Annotated in this window: 14 protein-coding genes; 7 read left to right on the top strand and 7 right to left on the bottom strand. The window is 31.1% G+C overall.

Going from position 1 to position 18,795, the window contains the following annotated elements:
* Positions 1-40: 40 nt before the first annotated feature.
* The 5 genes from KO494_RS13465 to KO494_RS13445 all read left to right on the top strand — a co-directional run bounded on the left by KO494_RS13465 (position 41) and on the right by KO494_RS13445 (position 7,152).
* Entirely contained in the window at positions 41-673 is a 633-nt protein-coding gene (locus KO494_RS13465; protein WP_215968248.1) for an NAD(P)H-dependent oxidoreductase, read from the top strand.
* A gap of 71 nt (positions 674-744) precedes the next feature.
* A complete protein-coding gene (locus KO494_RS13460; RefSeq protein WP_215968135.1) occupies positions 745-1,206 on the top strand; it encodes a thioredoxin family protein in 462 nt (153 codons plus the stop codon).
* Positions 1,207-1,304: 98 nt separating this feature from the next.
* Positions 1,305-2,498 carry a DegT/DnrJ/EryC1/StrS aminotransferase family protein gene (locus tag KO494_RS13455; RefSeq protein WP_215968134.1) on the top strand — a complete coding sequence of 398 codons (1,194 nt, stop codon included), beginning with the start codon at positions 1,305-1,307 and terminating at the stop codon, positions 2,496-2,498.
* Positions 2,499-2,507: 9 nt separating this feature from the next.
* Positions 2,508-6,257, top strand: a complete 3,750-nt coding sequence (locus tag KO494_RS13450) for a transglutaminase domain-containing protein (RefSeq protein ID WP_215968133.1) — start codon at positions 2,508-2,510, stop codon at positions 6,255-6,257.
* A 136-nt stretch (positions 6,258-6,393) separates the two neighbouring features.
* Positions 6,394-7,152 carry a hypothetical protein gene (locus KO494_RS13445; protein ID WP_215968132.1) on the top strand — a complete coding sequence of 253 codons (759 nt, stop codon included), beginning with the start codon at positions 6,394-6,396 and terminating at the stop codon, positions 7,150-7,152.
* 100 nt (positions 7,153-7,252) lie between these two features.
* Here the strand turns inward: KO494_RS13445 and ribB are convergent, their stop codons facing one another.
* The 6 genes from ribB to tpx form a co-directional block, all read right to left on the bottom strand.
* Positions 7,253-8,410: a 3,4-dihydroxy-2-butanone-4-phosphate synthase gene (ribB, locus tag KO494_RS13440; RefSeq protein WP_215968131.1), complete on the bottom strand. Its 1,158-nt coding sequence runs from the start codon at positions 8,408-8,410 to the stop codon at positions 7,253-7,255.
* A 15-nt stretch (positions 8,411-8,425) separates the two neighbouring features.
* Positions 8,426-10,255, bottom strand: a complete 1,830-nt coding sequence (locus KO494_RS13435; RefSeq protein ID WP_215968130.1) for an LptF/LptG family permease — start codon at positions 10,253-10,255, stop codon at positions 8,426-8,428.
* Positions 10,256-10,349: 94 nt separating this feature from the next.
* Positions 10,350-10,985 carry an outer membrane lipoprotein carrier protein LolA gene (locus tag KO494_RS13430; RefSeq protein WP_215968129.1) on the bottom strand — a complete coding sequence of 212 codons (636 nt, stop codon included), beginning with the start codon at positions 10,983-10,985 and terminating at the stop codon, positions 10,350-10,352.
* A gap of 66 nt (positions 10,986-11,051) precedes the next feature.
* Positions 11,052-13,478 (bottom strand): DNA translocase FtsK, encoded by a 2,427-nt coding sequence (locus KO494_RS13425; protein ID WP_215968128.1) that lies wholly within the window; start codon positions 13,476-13,478, stop codon positions 11,052-11,054.
* Between the two features lie 172 nt (positions 13,479-13,650).
* Positions 13,651-14,019 carry a diacylglycerol kinase gene (locus tag KO494_RS13420; protein ID WP_215968127.1) on the bottom strand — a complete coding sequence of 123 codons (369 nt, stop codon included), beginning with the start codon at positions 14,017-14,019 and terminating at the stop codon, positions 13,651-13,653.
* A complete protein-coding gene (gene tpx / locus KO494_RS13415; RefSeq protein WP_215968126.1) occupies positions 14,019-14,516 on the bottom strand; it encodes a thiol peroxidase in 498 nt (165 codons plus the stop codon). Before tpx ends, KO494_RS13420 begins: the two co-directional genes overlap by 1 nt.
* 477 nt (positions 14,517-14,993) lie before the next feature.
* Between tpx and katG the strand changes: the two genes are divergently transcribed.
* A complete protein-coding gene (gene katG / locus KO494_RS13410; protein ID WP_215968125.1) occupies positions 14,994-17,168 on the top strand; it encodes a catalase/peroxidase HPI in 2,175 nt (724 codons plus the stop codon).
* Positions 17,169-17,248: 80 nt separating this feature from the next.
* Complete coding sequence (locus tag KO494_RS13405; RefSeq protein ID WP_215968124.1) at positions 17,249-17,719, top strand: ankyrin repeat domain-containing protein; 471 nt, start codon at positions 17,249-17,251, stop codon at positions 17,717-17,719.
* 94 nt (positions 17,720-17,813) lie between these two features.
* Here the strand turns inward: KO494_RS13405 and KO494_RS13400 are convergent, their stop codons facing one another.
* Positions 17,814-18,596 (bottom strand): hypothetical protein, encoded by a 783-nt coding sequence (locus KO494_RS13400; protein ID WP_215968123.1) that lies wholly within the window; start codon positions 18,594-18,596, stop codon positions 17,814-17,816.
* Positions 18,597-18,795: the final 199 nt, after the last annotated feature.

The raw sequence follows: 18,795 nt of genomic DNA, 5'->3' as shown, positions 1-18,795 counted from the left end.
TCTCTTAAAACTGTATCTTTGCAGATATAAATAAATGAAGTTGAAAATAATAGAAAAATTGAATTGGCGTTATGCTACCAAATTGTTTGATAGTACAACTATTCTTTCCGAAGATAAAATAAATATCTTAATACATGCATTTAATTTAACAGCCACTTCTTATGGGTTGCAGCCCATTAAATTAATGGTTATTGAAGATAAAGAATTGCAACAAGAGTTAACCGTTCATGCTATGAACCAAAAACAAGTAGGGCAAGCATCACACCTCTTGGTATTTTGTATTCAAACAGAAATTAATAAACATTTTGTAAAAGCATATTTTGATCGCGTTTATGCTATTAGAAAAACACCAAAAGATATTCTAAAACCATTTGAGAGTTTTTTAATTGATGATTTTGAAAATAAATCTCAAAAAGACATTGAAGCTTGGGCTACTAATCAAGCGTATTTAGCACTAGGAAACTTAATGACGGTTTGCGCTATTGAAGGCATTGACGCTTGCCCTATGGAAGGTTTTGATGCTGCAAAATATGATGAGATTTTACATTTAAAAGAGAAAGGATTAAAATCGGTATTAATTATGCCTATAGGTTACAGAGATAAAGACGATATGTTTGCAGATTTAAAAAAAGTAAGAAAAGAAGTAGCAGATTCTGTAATCATGCATAAGTAATAAATTGGCAAGATTCTTGTTCCATAAATAAACAGATACATTTGTATCATTCACAATACCATATTAAAATAATGAAAAATCTAATTTTTATATTTGCTTTTGCATTAATAAGTAACGTTTTTGCACAAGAAGAAGCCGTTTCTAACCTTAATTGGTTAACAGATATAGAGCAAGCAAAATCTATTTCATCAAAAGAAAAAAAACCTATTTTGGTATATTTTACGGGTAGTGATTGGTGTTCGCCTTGTAAAATGTTAAAAGAAGATTTTTTTAATACTTCAAAGTTTGAAGAAAAAGCAAAAAGTATGGTGCTTTTAATGGTAGATATACCAAGACGAATAGATATTATTTCGGCAGAACAAAAGGTGAAAAATGAAGCATTAGTAAAAAAGTATAATAAAAAAGGAGGTTACCCTAATTTAGTAGCGCTTAACGAAAAAGGAAAAATCATAGGAGAACTTTCGGGTTATACCTTTTTACGTGAAACCGATAGACATTATGCTTTTATAGATTCTGTATTAGAGAATTATTAATAAAATAAATAGAATATAAAAGCGTCAAAACTATCGATTTTGACGCTTTTTTTATTCGTAAGATTAATTGTAAATTTGAAAACTAACCTTATTAAAATATGCCAGGATTTGAACTCTTTGGAGATAAAGAACGTAAAGAAGTAAACGATGTATTAGAAAGCGGCGTGCTTATGCGCTATGGTTTTGATGCCATGCGAAATGGCCACTGGAAAGCAAAAGAGCTGGAAAAAGCATTAGAAGAAAAGCTTCAAGTACAACACGCACAATTAGTATCAAGTGGTACAGCTGCTGTTTCTATTGCATTAGCAGCTGCAGGAATTGGAGCAGGAGATGAGGTAATCATGCCTACATTTACATTTGTTGCTAGTTTTGAAGCAATCATGATGCTTGGTGCTGTTCCGGTTTTGGTAGATATAGATGATACACTTACCCTTAACCCAGAAGCGGTAAAAAAAGCAATTTCACCTAAAACAAAAGCAATTATGCCTGTACACATGTGTGGTAGTATGGCTAATTTAGATGCATTAAAAAGCATTTGTATTGCTAATGATTTAATTTTAATTGAAGATTCTTCACAAGCAACAGGTGCAACCTATAAAGGAAAACCTCTTGGTAGTATTGGTGATTTTGGCTGTCTGTCTTTAGATTTTGTAAAAATAATTACAGCAGGTGAAGGTGGTGCTGTACTTACCAATAACCCTAAATATGCAATGCATGCAGATCATTATAGTGATCATGGTCATGACCATAAAGGAAATGATAGAGGTGCAGAAACACACCCTTTTTTAGGGTATAACTTTAGAATTTCAGAACTACATGCTGCTGTTGGTTTGGCACAAATCAATAGGTTAGATGAGTTTGTAGCTATTCAGAAAAAAAACTATACCATACTTCGTGAAGCTTTAGCAAAAATACCAGCACTTACTTTTAGAACAGTTCCTGATGGTGGTGTAGAAAGTTATTCGTTTTTAAGTTTCTTTTTACCTGATTTAGAAACTACCAGAAAGGCTGCTACTGCATGTAAAGAAAATGGTATAGATGCTTGTTTTCATTACTATGATAACCAATGGCATTACATAAGAAAATGGCAACACCTTAAAGAGTTAAAAACGTTGTATCCGGTTTCTCAAGAAGTAAAAAATGGTTTAAAATATCTAGAAACAGCAGATTATTCAAAATCCGATGCACTAATTGCTAGAAACATTTCTTGTTTAATAAAACTTTCCTGGACAGAAGAAGAAGTAAAAACGCGTGCAGAAAAAATGGTTGCAGCTATTCAATCCATACTATAAAACCCAAATATGAAAAAAGTACTTACAATTACCTTATTATTTTTATGCATTTTTTCTACCTTTTCTCAAGTTAAACAAGACAAGTTTTGGGATTTATTACTTAGTAATAAGCGTACAGAAGCTGCTAGCCAATTAAAAAAAATAAATGTAAAATCGAATATAGAAGCGCTAGTTTTAAATGAGTTATTGCGAGTAGAACAAGGGAAACTTACAACTAATAAGGCTTTTTTAGGAGCTTTTTTAGAACAGCCAGAATTTGAAAATTATTTATATGCTCTATGGAATGAGCCTTTTATTTTTGATGCCTATTTAGAAACAGGTTTTAGTCCAAAAAACATAAATCATATAGAGCAAGTATATGCAAGCAATCTTAAAAATTTAACCATTAAAGACGCTATGCATTACCTTAAGTCTGTAGAAAAAAGACACCAAGGAGATTGGGATGCCTACTTTAAGCTAAATAATAAAATTAATGCCATTACCAATTGGCAATATTGTGGTGTTTTTGAAAACCTTAATGATAGTGGTTTAGACAAAATTTACGACCCAGAAAAAATAGCACAAAGCACAACCCCTTTTGATGCAGGAAGTAACGGACTTGTAAATTGGTATACCGCAAATACAGAAAAAGAACCTTATCAGTTTTTTACAAATCATGCAGAGTTTGGAGCAGGAGTTCATTATGCTCAAACCTTTATAAAAGCAGAACAAGAAAAACGTGTGTTAATGCGTATTGGTAATGGCTCTGCCTTTAAAGTATGGTTAAATGACGTTTTAGTTTATGAAAATGCAGAAGACCAAACCACAGAGTTAGATGCTTATCAGGTTACTATTACCGTTCCTGCTGGAGAAAATAGATTATTAATTAAAAATGCTGAAAATTCTGCAGTTAGCTACTTTATGGTTTCGTTAATAGAAAACGGTAAAGCTGTAGAAGGGTTTACCTATTCTTCAGAATATAAGGCATATAATAAAAGTACTTTAGCACAAATTAATCCGGAAATAGTACCTAATTCTTTTGAAGAATTCTTCATAAAAAAGAAAGAAGAAAATCCTAATAATTTCTTTTATGACTATTGTTTAATCAATACCTATTTAAGAAACTCAAAATATAAAGAAGCTAAAAAGATAATACTTCCTTGGTCTGAAAAATATCCTAAAAGCTCTTTTATTCGTAAAATTCTTATAGAAATTTATGGTGTAGAAGAAGATTATACCTCTATTAATGAGATTACAGAAAACATGGAAAGGGATGATGAAGACTACTATTTGCCTTTGGTTTTAAAAATTATTGATACAGATGCTTTAAGTAGAATGACAATGAGTGAGTTTGAAACGTTTTTAAATAAATTTAAAAATTCTGTCGATTTAAACTTATTTAATCTAACTGCAGATTTTTACCTAAATGCAAGAAAAGAAAACAAAAAAGGACTGAAAAAGAATTTAGATGATTTAATTGATGAAGCAGAAGGAAATACAAGGTTACTTTTGCGTTATGCGCCTTTGTATGCTGTACTTTATGATGATGATGATACCACTATTAAAATATTAGAAGACATAAATAAAAACTATTCTATTACTCAAGCGTCAAAATCGCTTTCTTATTATTATGATAAAAACGGAAGAAAAGAAGATGCTATTAACGTGCTGTATCAAGATTATGACAATCTAAAAAACGACAATTATTACTTACAATCTATTATTGAAAAACTACAAAGCTATGATAAGTATAAAGAGTCTATTGCGTATATAGCAGAAGGTTTAAAAAATTTTCCACATTCTTTTACCATGCTAGAGTATAAAGGTGATGCATTACTGCAATTAAACAAAAAGAAAGAAGCTATTGCAGCCTATGAAGCTTCTTTAAAATACAATAGTGCACATACTGCTTTGCGTAAAAAAATTAGCGATTTAAAAGAAGAAAAAAATAGAATTGATGATTTGGTTCCAGAAAAAGTATACCATTTTATTGCTGAAAATAAAGGAACAATACCTTCAAACAATTATGGGTATAATGTGTTGTTAGATGATGGTAATATTGAATTGTATCAAGAAGGAGGAGGTAAATATAGATTTATTTTGGTATATGAAATTACTTCAGATAATGGTGTAGAGCGTTTTAAAGAATATGATTTAGGTCTTTCGGGTAATTATAATATTATTAAATCTGAAATTGTAAAAGATAATGGTAGCGTAGTTCCTGCAGATAGAAGTGGTTCTAGTTTAGTTTTTAACGGTTTAACTGTAGGAGATGTTATTCATTTAGACTACCAAAATACATTTTCTAACGTAGGAAGGTTTTATAAAGACTATATAGATTATTTTCAAATGGATAGCTTTCATCCTATAAAACAGTCTAGTGTGCAAATACTAGTGCCTAAATCGTTACACTTTAAACAACAGGTAATTAATGGAACTTTAGATTTTAGTACAAAAGATGTAGATGGCTATACTTTATATACCTGGAATTTAAATGATAGCGAAGGTTTAACACAAGATGAAAACTATATGCCAGCTACTGTAGATGTAGCAAGAGGTATTCATGTTAGTACTATTGACAGTTGGAATGATATTGCAGTTTGGTATTCAGACCTTGTACGTTCTAGAATAGAAATTAACGCTACTGTACAAAAAGTTTTTGATACCCTTTTTCCTAATGGCTATACAACACTGAGCGAAACCGAAAGAGCTGAAACTATTTATAAGTATATAACAGATAATTTTACCTATAGTTATGTAAGTTTCAGGCAAAGTGGTTATGTGCCACAAAAACCTTCAAAAACTATAAATACAGCGCTTGGTGACTGCAAAGATTTTTCAACCTTATTTGTTACACTGGCAAGAATGGCAGATTTAGATGCTAATTTGGTGCTTATTTTAACATCAGATTATGGTGAGCAATCTTTAGTATTACCTAGTCAAGATTTTAACCATTGTATTGCTAAAGTAAAATTAGATGGTAAAGATCAATTTTTAGAATTAACAGATAAATATATGCCGTTTAAGGCATTACCTCGCTCTTTGTATTTAGCAACAGGACTAGAAATACCTTATGAAACTACTAATACCACTAAAAAACACGAGTTATTTCAGTTAAAAGATGTACAAAGAACTCCTGCTGTTTTTTCTAATACAGTAGATGTAAAGGTCAATCCAGATAACTTAGCTTTAGTAGTAAATACAGAGTTTACAGGTCATGTAGCATCGTATTACGAAAGTCTTTTTGCAGAACCAAACCAAGAAGTACTTAAAAATTCTATTTATGATGATTATAACTCCAGAATAGAAGAAGACTTTGTGCTAAACAATCTTACAAGTGTTAAAAGAGTAGCAGATGCTAAAGCTGTAAATTACATTGCAGATATTACTATTACCAATAAAATTAAAAAAATAGGATCTATTCAAATTATACAATTACCAATAGTAGCAAACCCGTATACTAGCGGAATTATTAGTCATGAAACTAGAAACTATCCTATTAATTACGCAGATTATGAAAATGTAGACGAATACAAAACAGCGTATACCATTACTATTGATGAAGAAAAGTCCTTTATTGAAATTCCACAAAACCATAAACTTTCTTTTAAAGAGCATGTGTATGAAATAACCTATACATTAGAAAAAAACAATGTATTACAAGTCAATATTCATGCTATTCCTTCTTTAAAACCTATTCAGCCTGAAGATTATGAAGCGTTTAAAACGTTTGTAAAAACTATTTTAGATGCAGAAAAAGAACTGATTGGGTTTAAATAGATTGCTCTTTATTAAAATTATTAAATCCCTTAAAAGTTTTTTTAAGGGATTTTTTTAGTTCTAAATTTTTTACCAAAACATGTTAACCTTTACTGTAATAGTGACATAAAAGTAAAAACATTTAAAACTATTTATCATGAAATTATGTAAACAATTTAATTCATCTATTTTACTTTTAACTATACTAACAATATTTATGGTTTCCTGTAATATTGATGATTTTGAACCTATGGATAATGAGCAAGAGCAAGAACAAACCTTCGCTTTAGATGATTTACAAGGAGACTGGATTAGAGTTGGAGGAAATAATCCTGTTAATAATGGACTTAAAGTAAATGTACAAAATGACTTAGGAATATTAACAGATGCACAACAATCTGGTTTTGTAGAAGGAGATATTAAATGGAAAAACATTGTAGGTCTTGGTAATGGTGCATATACGCATGACGAGTTAGGAAGCGATTACAATTATTATTCAGCAACTATACAGTATGGTGTAGATGATACTTTGCGTGTAGATGTTAACCATTCTGGGTTAGGAAACATACAAAAATGGGTTCGTGAAGCTAATTTTACTCCTCAAAGTGTTTTTCTTCAAGAATTAGAAGGAAGCTGGATTAGAGTAGGAGGCAACAACCCAGTAAATAATGACGTTGTAGTAGAGGTTTTAAATACCAATGGTACTATAACAGATGCTGCTTTATCAGGCTTTAGTAATGGAGATATTAAGTGGAAAGATATTTACGCTATTGATGCTAATAGTTTTATCTATGAAGAGTTAGGTAGTGATTATAATTACTATACTGCAGAAATGGAAATAGGTGTAGCAGATACCTTAAGAATTTCGGTAAACCACAATGGTACTGGTAATATTCAAAAATGGGTAAGACAGTAATTGTTAAAATATAGATAGTAAAAGACACTATAGCTAGTAACAAAGAAAAACCTATTTAGTTTAGTAAATAGGTTTTTCTTTGTTTTAGTATGTATTTCATTTAATAATTTACATACTCTACAATTTCTAAACCATAACCAATCATACCAACACGTTTGCTTTGTGCAGAGTTAGATATTAGTTTTAGCTTATGTATGTTTAAGTCATGTAATATTTGCGCGCCAATACCAAAATCTTTACTGTCCATTTTAATACGTGGTGCTTTTACTATTTGACCTTCTACCTGTGTTTCTTTTAAAATGTTTAATCGTTTTAAAAGATTCATAGATTGTGATTGCTGATTTATAAAAATAACGGCTCCTTTTCCTGCGTCATTAATAACTTTAAACATATCGTCTAGTTTTTCATCTGCATTATTGGTTAATGTACCAAGAATGTCATTGTTAACAAGTGTTGCATTAACACGAGTTAAAACAATTTCGTTTGCAGACCAACTCCCTTTTGTTAATGCAATATGAATTTGATCGTTTGTAGTTTGATGGTATGCTCTTAAACGGAAGTTTCCAAAACGCGTTTCAATATTAAAATCTTCTTTTTTCTCAATTAAAGAATCGTGCTCCATTCTATAAGCAACTAAGTCTTCAATAGAAATAATTTTTAAATCGAATTTTTTAGCAACTTCAACCAATTGTGGTAAACGTGCCATGGTTCCGTCTTCATTTAAGATTTCAACTAGAATTCCTGCAGGTTTTAAACCGGCTAAACGTGCTAAATCTACAGAAGCTTCGGTATGTCCTGTTCTACGTAGCACACCTCCGTTTTTGGCGCGTAAAGGAAAAATATGCCCAGGACGACCCAAATCTTGTGGTTTAGTATCTTCTTTTACTAAAAATTCAATAGTTTTAGCTCTATCATGTACAGATATTCCTGTGGTGCAACCATGACCTATTAAATCTACAGACACTGTAAATGGTGTGTGGTGTAAAACAGTGTTGTTTTGTACCATTAAATTTAAATTTAATTCTTCACAACGATCTTCGGTTAGTGGTGCACAAATTAATCCACGACCATGTGTAGCCATGAAATTAATCATCTCTGGAGTTACTTTTTCTGCGGCAGCAATAAAATCACCTTCGTTTTCTCTGTCTTCATCATCTACAACAATAATAACTTTACCGTTTTTAATATCGGTTATGGCTGCTTCAATAGTATCTAGAGTATACTCTTTTTTATTGCTTTCTTTTGTTGGTGTTATCATGTTACAAAGGTATTCTTATTTTAATGTATTAGAAAAGTCTTCCGTAATTTTATTTCGTTTTAAAAAATAAGTTAAAGGGTAAACAACCCAACCCAATAGAAGTTCTATAGGTTTTTTAAGGTTTGCTTTTTTATCTATTAACGCATAAAGAGCATGTAAGTTTAAAAACGATTTTATATAATAAATAAGCAACATTACAAATGAAATTATACTTAATTGTATTGAAGCTGTTGCAAAATTAGGAAGTTTATTGTTGTTAAATACAAAGAATAAAATTGTTAAAATTAATCCTGTTATATAAAACGTAAATGCGGTGTTAGAATGAAAAGTATAATTTTTGTAAATAGATTTTGCTTTATCTAGGTTTTCGGGTTTTATTAAACTGTTTTCTGTTGTTTTCGCTATTTCTGTTTTAGATTTGGCTTTGGTTTTAAATAGTTTTTTTAAAGGTTCTATAATGTGATCAAATTCAAATAACCCTCTATCTGCTGTGGCTCTCTGGGTTAGAAAAATACCTAAAGGAAGCATGACTATGGTAGAAATCCATGGTGCTATTACAGGGTTTACACTTCCGTTACTAGCACTGTTTTTTGCAAAAATACCAATAAAGTGGTATGTTAAAAACAATAAAATAGCAATTACCATTGGTAAGCCAATTCCTCCTTTTCTAATTAAAGCACCAAGAGGAGCACCAACAAAAAATAAGATAATACAAGCAAAACCTAAAGCAAATTTTTCATGTAATGCTACTACGTGTTTGTTGTAGTTGGTTTGTTTGTTGTTTAAAAACTTTTCTTTAGTAGTTATTACTTGTTTTGTACTATTGGTAGTGTTTATTGCTAAATCTAACAATTGAATTTTCTTTTTAGTATCAAACAAGTCTAAAATATCACCAGTAAAAGTAGTTTCTTTTTTGGGTATTAATCCAGTATTTAATACCGCAATTTGAGATCTGTTATATAAATTTTCAGCAAAAACATCATATTCTTTTTTGCTTTCAACAGCAAGTGAGTCAATAGTATAATTTAAATCACTAACATTAAGCATGCTGTATTTATCTGAAATGTTTTTTTCGTCTAGATCTTGACTGTTTTCTTCAGATAAATCTAAGTTAAAGGTGTATGTTTTAAAAGAACTTTTAACTAATGGGTTTTTTTCTCTTGCTTTATAATCACTAGGAGGAGTGTCATCATAAAAATAACCATCGTGTAATATAAGTTTTAATACACTAGAGTTTTCATCACCTACAAGTTCACCTGTTTTAGATACAATGGTTCTATAGTTTTTATTTCCTTTTGCGCTGTTACTTTTTTCATGTATAACAACACCTTTTAGATCTTTACCATTTAAACCACTTTTTTCTTCAACTTTGATGTTAATATTACCAACATCATTAAATTGTCCTTCTGCAATTGCCATTGCAGGCTTTAATTTTTTTATATTATTACGTAAGTTGTATGAATTGTATTCACCCCAAGGTATCACACTATTACTAAAAAAGAAAGTGGTAATACCTAGTATACCTATAAATATACCTAGTCCTGCCATGGCACGTTGTAATGAAGTACCTGTAGATTTCATGGCAGCAAACTCATAGTTTTCGGCAAAACTACCAAATACCATAATAGATGCTAATAGTATGGTTAATGGCAATACTAACGGAATTAACTTTGGTGAGTAATACAGTAAGAATTTTAAAACGACAACTAAATCTAAGTCTTTACCTGCTAATTCTTTTATAAATAGCCAAATGGTTTGTAAAACAAAAATCAGCATGAGTATTAAAAACACGCTGATAAAAGTTTTTAGGTACGTTTTTAAAATGTATCGATCTAAAATTTTCACACTTTAATATTTGTAGCTTATTGTTTTGTTATAAGGTAATAGAGTTATTTTTTTACTGAATGAATAACGCAATGCCGAGATAACTTGTTTTTTATTAATCTAATTTTTCTATGTAGTAGTCTTTAAACTTACTTTTGTCAAAGGTAAATAAGCTTTTTGATAAAGTCTCATTAGTTTGAAAAGAATTAACAGTTAAAGTGGTTTTTGTTCCGTTTTTTCCTGTTTCAATTAAATTGTAAATGTGTTTTGTTTGGGCATCTATTCCTAAAAGAACCGATTTAATTTCAGAATTAGAATCTATAGGAATTAATTGTACGTATTGTATTTTTCTTCCTTGTACATTTTGAGTAATATCCATTTTGTACGTAAAGCCTTCTTCGTAAAAAGAAAGCATTTTACTTGGTGTAATACTACCTTCGTCTTCCATACTTTCAGAAGAGATAGTTACCTGCTCGTCTTCTGGACTGATGCTGTATAAGGTTTTACCATCATAAATTCTTGTAATACCAAGGATATTAAGTTTAAATTTTTCGCCTTGCATAACTACATCACCTCGAGTTTCTTGTTTGATGTTTTCTGCTGTATTATGCAACATATATTTAAAATCTATAGTAATATTGTTATAGCTTTTTACTTTTTGAGAAACTTCATCTAATAGCGTTTTTGCATCTTCTTGTGCAACGCTTGAAATGCTTAATAAAATGGTAAATAAGAAAATTAACTTCTTCATGAATGATTTTTTTTTATTTCCTTGTCCTAAAAACTTAAGGAGCAGAAATATTGTTTGTTTTTTTTGTTATAAACTTTCGTTTGCTAATAATTGATCTAGAGCAACTAAATCGGGAACCAGAACTTGTCTTGCTTTACTACCTTCAAAGCCTCCAACAATACCCGCAGCTTCTAATTGATCTATTAGTCTTCCTGCCCGATTGTAACCTAATTTTAGCTTACGTTGTAGTAAAGATGCAGATCCTTGTTGTGCTGTAACAATTATTTCTGCAGCTTCTCTAAATAGTTTATCTCTATCACTTATATCTATATCAAGACTTGTGCCACTTTCTTCTCCAACATACTCCGGAAGTAAATGTGCATCAGGATATGCTTTTTGCGCACCAATAAAATCTACTATTTTCTCTACTTCTGGTGTATCAACAAAAGCACACTGTATACGCACTAGGTCATTTCCTTGGGTGTAAAGCATGTCTCCACGACCAATAAGCTGGTCTGCTCCAGAGCCATCTAAAATAGTTCGAGAATCAATTTTACTTGTTACTCTAAAAGCAATACGTGCAGGGAAATTGGCCTTAATAATACCTGTAATTACATTTACAGATGGTCTTTGGGTTGCAATAATTAAATGAATACCAATAGCACGAGCCAATTGTGCTAAACGTGCAACTGGTGTTTCTACTTCTTTACCAGCAGTCATAATTAAATCGGCAAACTCATCTACCACCAAAACGATATATGGTAAAAAAGCATGACCATCATTAGGGTTTAGTTTACGTGCTTTAAATTTGGTGTTATATTCTACAATGTTACGGCATAATGCGTTTTTAAGCATTTCGTAACGATTATCCATTTCAATACATAACGAGTTAAGAGTATTAATTACTTTAGTATTGTCTGTAATAATAGCTTCTGCTTCGTCTGGTAGTTTTGCTAAATAATGGCGTTCTATTTTATTAAATAATGTAAGCTCTACTTTCTTAGGGTCTACTAGAACAAACTTCACTTCTGCAGGATGTTTTTTGTAGAGTAGTGAGGTAAGTACAGCGTTTAACCCTACAGATTTACCTTGACCAGTTGCTCCAGCCATAAGCATGTGTGGCATTTTGGCTAAATCTACTACAAAGGTTTCGTTGCTAATGGTTTTACCAAAAGCAATAGGCAGTTGCATTTCTGATTTTTGAAACTTTTGCGATGCAATAACAGAGCGCATAGAAACAATGGTAGAACTTTTATTAGGTACCTCAATACCAATAGTTCCTTTTCCTGGAATTGGAGCAATAATACGAATACCTAAAGCAGAAAGTGATAAGGCAATATCATCTTCCAGGTTTTTAATTTTAGAAATACGTACTCCTGCTTCTGGAACAATTTCATATAATGTAACTGTAGGTCCAATAGTAGCTTTTATGCTTGCAATACCAATTTTGTAATTGTTTAAGGTTTCAACAATTCTGTTTTTATTTTCTTCAAGTTCTTCCTGGTTTATAGAAATGCCTTCGTTATCATATTTTTTTAATAAATCTAAAGGCGGAAATTGGTAATTTCCTAATTCTAAAGTAGGATCAAACAACCCAAAATCAGCAACTAGTTTGTTGGCTAGGTTATCGGTTTCAGAGACTTCTTCTGCAACTTTTTCTACTTTCATAGCAAGCGCATCTTCTGCAACAACTTCTTCCTCTTCTTTTGCTATTTCTATTTTAAAGTCATCGGTTGCTATTTCTGTTTTAGCTTCCTTTTTTATTTCGGTGTTTAGCTCTTGTTTAACTACAATAGGTTCTTCTTTAGGTGTAGTAACTTGATGTGCCGCTTTAATTTCTTCCGCTTCCGCTGTTAAGTCGTTATCTATTGGGATAAATTCTTCTTTTATATCGTCAATTTCTTCGTTAATTCCTTTTTTCGCTTTTTTAAAGATATTTTTAAAGGTTTCTACAGTCATTTCAAAGCGTATTGCTAAATAAGTTATTAACCCAAAAAGGAGTAATAGTACGATTCCTGTTTTGCCAATATAATCTTGTAGAAAAGAATTTATTTCAAAGCCTATAACACCACCTAATAAGTCGTTTTTATGGGCAAAAAAGCCAAAAAATATGGATAACCAAATAATAATTAATGTTCCCCAAAACCAATGTTTACGTAGTTTTTCTTTTTTTAAATTAAGTAACACATACACACCAGAAAGAAATATTAAACCAGAAAATATAAAAGAGGAAACACCAAAACCACGTTGTATAAAAAAGTCACTTAACCAAGCACCAGTTTTGCTTAGCCAGTTTTGTGTTTTTACGTTTCTAGAGGTAAATTCAGACAATGTACTTTGGTCTGCTTTTCCTGTGAAAAAGAAAGATAGTAAGGATATAAAAAGTAATAAGCCAAGTATAATAAAAAGGCTTCCTACAACTAGTTTTTGCTGGCTAGTTAGCTTAAAATTAAAACTTGGCGCTTTAATTGTTTTTGTTTTTTTTGTTGTTGTCTTTGTTTTCTTTTTAGCCATATTTATTTTCCACATTAGTGAAAATCTTTAATTTCTAATCCTATTAGAATCTAGTTTAGGTGTAATTTGCTTAATTTTTTATAGGCAAAAATACAAATTACAAATGGTAACGAAACTTTATTCTAAAAAATTGTAAACAATGTTTTTACTATAATAAAAGGAAGTTAATTTATTAAAAAATTTTTGGAAAATATATAATACAACCAATTATAGAGGCTGCAATAGCAAAAATAAAGACAGCGCCTGCAGCAAGGTCTTTAATAAGTCCAATTTTGGTATGATGTTCTGGGTGAATAAAATCGGCTATTTCTTCTATGGCAGTATTTATGCCTTCTATTGCCATGATAAGCGAGATACATAAAATTTGAACAATCCATTCCATAGCAGAAAGCTGGTAGTAAAACCCAAGTATGGTCATGATAATGCCAATACAAAATTGAATTTTAATACTGCTTTCTGTTGTGATTAATAAAAAAGCTCCTTTAAAAGCATACTTTACACTTTTAAGCCTATTTATTAAAAAGGAATCTTTTTTATGCATTATAAAGCTTTAAGTGCAGCCTCGTAATTAGGTTCTTCAGTTGTTTCTTGTACTTGTTCTGTATAGGTAACTACTCCTTTTTCATCTATTACAACTACACTACGTGAATGTAAAGTCTCTAAAGGACCAGTTGTAAAGTTTAAACCGTATGCTTTACCAAAACTTCCATCCTTATAATCAGAAAGGTTTATTACATTTTCTAAACCTTCTGCACCACAAAAACGTGCTTGAGCAAATGGTAAATCGTGTGAAATACATAATACCTTAGTATTTTCTAAGCTACTAGCTTTTTCGTTAAAGGTTCTTACAGATTGCGCACAAGTTCCTGTATCAATACTAGGAAAAATATTTAAAACCACTTTGCTTCCTGCAAAATCAGCTAGTGATTTTGCTCCTAAGTCTGTTGTTGTTAAGGTAAAGTCAGGTGCTTTTGTGCCTACTTTTGGTAATTCTCCTGAAGTATTTATTGGGTTTCCTTTTAAGGTTACTGTTGCCATAGTTATATATTTTAATGAATTTAATTAATGTATAAAATTAAGAATAATTAGATGCTAAAACTATTTGTTTTCTTTTTTTTTAAATTTTTTGTTTTAAAATTAAATAGCTGTAAAACTTCTTATACTTGTTGGTAACTCTCTTATAAATAGTTAAAACCAATATTAAAAGTTTTTAGTTTAATATATTTTAAAATTTAAAGCGCATTTACATACCTGTATATAGCTTATACAATATGTAATTAGTAGTGTGTTTTGTTAATGTGCTGGTTTTTAGTATTGTAATTTTTATTTTTTTGTTGTTGCTTTTGTTTTATCCTGTTTTTTTATTGTTTTAATAGCTCACTTTTTTTAACTTTAAGTTTGTGTGATAATCAGTATCTATGGTAAAATAAAAACAATCGATTTTACTTATACTTATATGCTTTGCTTAACCATTACTTTTATAAAAAATTAAACGAACTTAAAAACGAAAAAAATATGGATCATAACAATAATGGAGATGTTAGTCAATGTCCTTTTATGCAAGGAGCAATTACTACTACTGAAAAAACAGTAACAGATTGGTGGCCAAACACCCTTAATTTAGATATTTTACATCAACACGATACCAAAACAAATCCGTTAGGAGCTGATTTTGATTATCATGAAGAATTAAAAAAACTGGATGTGGATGCTCTTAAAAAAGATTTACATGCCTTTATGACAGATTCTCAAGATTGGTGGCCAGCAGATTGGGGACATTATGGAGGATTAATGATTAGAATGGCTTGGCATGCTGCAGGTTCTTACAGATTACCTGATGGACGTGGAGGAGGAGGAACAGGTAACCAACGCTTTGCTCCTTTAAACTCTTGGCCAGATAATGTAAGTTTAGATAAAGCAAGACGTTTGCTTTGGCCTATAAAAAAGAAATACGGAAACAAAGTAAGTTGGGCAGACCTTATTATTCTTGCAGGTACTATTGCATATGAAAGTATGGGATTAAAAACCTATGGTTTTGCATTTGGTCGTCAAGATATATGGCATCCAGAAAAAGATGTGTATTGGGGAGCAGAAAAAGAATGGTTAGCACCTAGTGATGAACGTTATGGTAATGTAGAAAAACCAGAAACAATGGAGAACCCGCTAGCAGCGGTACAAATGGGATTAATTTATGTAAATCCTGAAGGTGTTAACGGTAAACCTGATCCTTTAAAAACAGCACTGCAAGTTAGAGAAACATTTAAGCGTATGGCTATGAATGATGAGGAAACAGTAGCTTTAACAGCAGGAGGACATACCGTTGGTAAAACTCATGGTAATGGAGATGCCAGTATTTTAGGTCCTGATCCAGAAAGTGCAGATGTAGACGCACAAGGCTTGGGTTGGGCTAACCCAACAAAATCTGGTAAAGGAAGATATACGGTTACTAGTGGTTTAGAAGGTGCTTGGACAACACACCCAACAAAATGGGATAACGGCTTTTTTGAAATGTTATTTAACCATGAATGGGAATTACGTAAAAGTCCTGCTGGAGCTTTACAGTGGGAACCAGTAAGTATTAAAGAAGAAGATATGCCTGTAGATGTTGAGGATATGACTACTAAACATAACCCAATGATGACTGATGCAGATATGGCTATGAAGATGGATCCTATTTATAAAGAGATTTCTTTAAAATTTAAGAATGATTTTGATGCGTTTTCAGATGCTTTTGCACGCGCTTGGTTTAAGTTAACGCATCGTGATATGGGACCAAAAGATCGTTGGTTTGGGCCAGATGTACCTCAAGAAGATTTAATTTGGCAAGATCCTGTACCTAAAGGAAATTATGATTATAATGTGGATGCTGTTAAAGCAAAAATTGCAAGTACAGACTTAACAATTTCAGAATTAGTATCTACCGCTTGGGATAGTGCAAGAACCTATAGAGGATCAGATTTTAGAGGTGGTACAAATGGTGCACGTATTCGTTTAGAACCACAAAATGCTTGGGAAGGTAATGAGCCAGCACAATTACAAAAAGTATTGTCTGTTTTAGAACCTATTGCTGCAGAATTTGGTGTTAGCGTAGCAGATACTATTGTATTAGCTGGTAATGTTGGTGTAGAAAAAGCCATTAAAAATGCAGGAATGCAAGTAGCGGTTCCTTTTGCTCCAGGTAGAGGAGATGCTACTCAAGAAATGACAGATGTAGAATCTTTTGAATCTTTAGAGCCTCTTGCAGATGGGTATAGAAACTGGCAGAAAAAAGAATACGTGGTTAGTCCGGAAGAAATGTTGCTAGACAAAACACAATTACTTGGTTTAACAGCAGCAGAAATGACTGTTTTAGTTGGAGGTATGCGTGTTTTAGGAACCAATTATGGCGGAACAAAACATGGTGTATTTACAGAAAATGAAGGAGCATTAACTAATGATTTCTTTGTACACCTTACTGATATGATTTACGAATGGAAATCACTAAATAATGGAATCTATGAAATTAAAAACCGTAAAACAGGAGAAGTTAAATTTACGGCAACTCGTGTGGATTTAGTATTTGGATCTAATTCTATTTTACGTGCCTATTCTGAGTTATATGCACAAGATGACAATAAAGAAAAATTTGTAAAAGACTTTGTTGCAGCTTGGACCAAAATGATGAATGCTAATCGTTTTGATATAAAATAGAAAAAAGTAAAGTTATTTTAAAAGGAATGGATTTAGATAATTCATTCCTTTTTTATGGAAAAGAAAAATTTAAAAAAAAAATGGAAAAAATAGATACAGTTTTTGAAAGTATACGTAACCAAGATCATGCTACTTTAAGAACACTATTGTTAGAAAATCCAAGATTAGCGGAAGCAAAAGACCAACGTGGTTTTACACCACTAATCTTAGCAACGTATTTTGATAACGAGACTGCTACCAAAATTTTAGTAGAGCACAAAGCACCAATAAACGATAAAGATGCTTCTGGAAACACTGCCTTAATTGGTGTTAGTTTTAAAGGAAACGTTGCCTTTGCAACCTATTTAATTGAAAATGGAGCAGATGTAAATGCCGTAAATAATAATGGTACAACAGCGTTAACTTTTGCTACACAATACAATCAAGTGGCTATTGTAAAATTGTTGTTAGCACATAAAGCAGATACTACAATAAAAGATAACGAAGGTAAAACCGCTTTAAACTATGCCGAAGATAAAGGTTTTACAGAGATTGTGGCACTTTTAAAATAATAAAAGCATTATAATAATAGCGTTTAAAGTAAGCTTTTAAAGGTTTTCTTTAAGCGCTTTTTTTATTAAAGGTATGTTTGTTTTCAAGTTGTATTTATTGCATTAATGCAATCTGAAATTTTGTTGCATGAAATGCCATTTCTAAACCTTTAAGCGTCATATCATTTTTGTTGGCTTCAAATAATTGATGTAAATGTTCTTTTTGTTTTAAAATATTATAGGTGTCTCTCTTAAAAATTAGATATTTTAAAAGAATAAGATTCGTTGCAATAGTATCTGAAGTACTTAAGTCGCTTTCTTTTAAATTTGCATTAAGAATGTCTTTTATCTTGCTATCGTTTTCATAAAGTTCATCAAATAAATACGCATTTGCTAGATCGGTCTTGGTCATCTTTGAATACGCTTTTTCGTCAGACATATCTTTTCTATACGTCATTTTGTTATCCTTTAGAAAATACCATCTGGTGTACGAATCATTTTCAAGTTTTATTTCTTTTTCAAATTTTCTTTCTCTGGAATTCCAATTGGTAAAAGCAATTAAAAGTTCTGTTCCATCTTCTTTTTTTAAAACAGACATTTTTATTAAATAGTTTCTTTTTCCAGGTTTTTCTATCTCTATTTCTAAAGGAGTGTCTACCGAAACATATTTTTTTATTGCTTTTAGTATGGCACTAACATCTGCTGTTGTAGCAGTAGGAAATAAATTTTCTCTTAAAAATAAATCAATATATAAATGATGCGTGGTGTAGAAATCATCCATTTTTAGATAGTTGATTTCCTTAAGCTTATCTGATTTTATTTTTATTTTATCCGATTGTGCAAATGCACCGTTAATAGTTAAGAGAAGTAGTATAACGATACGTGTTATTTTATGCATGTTTTGTTTTTTCTTGTTAATACGGGAAGCAACGAAATTAGCTTTTATTTGTTGGGTAAAAAATACGTAACTCTACGTATTTTAGTTAACAAGGCTAAGGTGTATTAGTGTGTTTGTTTTATGGTAAACCCTAAGCTAAAAAACCACCTTGATTTGGCAAAGTGATTTTTTAAAATTCTTTTCAATTTTAAGCTTCTTA

This window comes from Lacinutrix sp. C3R15, from assembly GCF_018860825.1.
Taxonomy (GTDB): Bacteria; Bacteroidota; Bacteroidia; order Flavobacteriales; family Flavobacteriaceae; genus Oceanihabitans.
The sequence above is the reverse complement of the archived record's forward strand: the minus strand, read 5'-3'. Positions and strand labels throughout refer to the sequence as shown.

Coding starts and splice junctions, on each gene's coding strand:
- KO494_RS13460 (WP_215968135.1), top strand. CDS start 745: ATGAAAAATCTAATTTTTATATTTGCTTTTGCATTAATAAGTAACGTT.
- KO494_RS13455 (WP_215968134.1), top strand. CDS start 1,305: ATGCCAGGATTTGAACTCTTTGGAGATAAAGAACGTAAAGAAGTAAAC.
- KO494_RS13450 (WP_215968133.1), top strand. CDS start 2,508: ATGAAAAAAGTACTTACAATTACCTTATTATTTTTATGCATTTTTTCT.
- KO494_RS13445 (WP_215968132.1), top strand. CDS start 6,394: ATGAAATTATGTAAACAATTTAATTCATCTATTTTACTTTTAACTATA.
- ribB (WP_215968131.1), bottom strand. CDS start 8,410: ATGATAACACCAACAAAAGAAAGCAATAAAAAAGAGTATACTCTAGAT.
- KO494_RS13430 (WP_215968129.1), bottom strand. CDS start 10,985: ATGAAGAAGTTAATTTTCTTATTTACCATTTTATTAAGCATTTCAAGC.
- KO494_RS13425 (WP_215968128.1), bottom strand. CDS start 13,478: ATGGCTAAAAAGAAAACAAAGACAACAACAAAAAAAACAAAAACAATT.
- KO494_RS13420 (WP_215968127.1), bottom strand. CDS start 14,019: ATGCATAAAAAAGATTCCTTTTTAATAAATAGGCTTAAAAGTGTAAAG.
- tpx (WP_215968126.1), bottom strand. CDS start 14,516: ATGGCAACAGTAACCTTAAAAGGAAACCCAATAAATACTTCAGGAGAA.
- katG (WP_215968125.1), top strand. CDS start 14,994: ATGGATCATAACAATAATGGAGATGTTAGTCAATGTCCTTTTATGCAA.
- KO494_RS13405 (WP_215968124.1), top strand. CDS start 17,249: ATGGAAAAAATAGATACAGTTTTTGAAAGTATACGTAACCAAGATCAT.
- KO494_RS13400 (WP_215968123.1), bottom strand. CDS start 18,596: ATGCATAAAATAACACGTATCGTTATACTACTTCTCTTAACTATTAAC.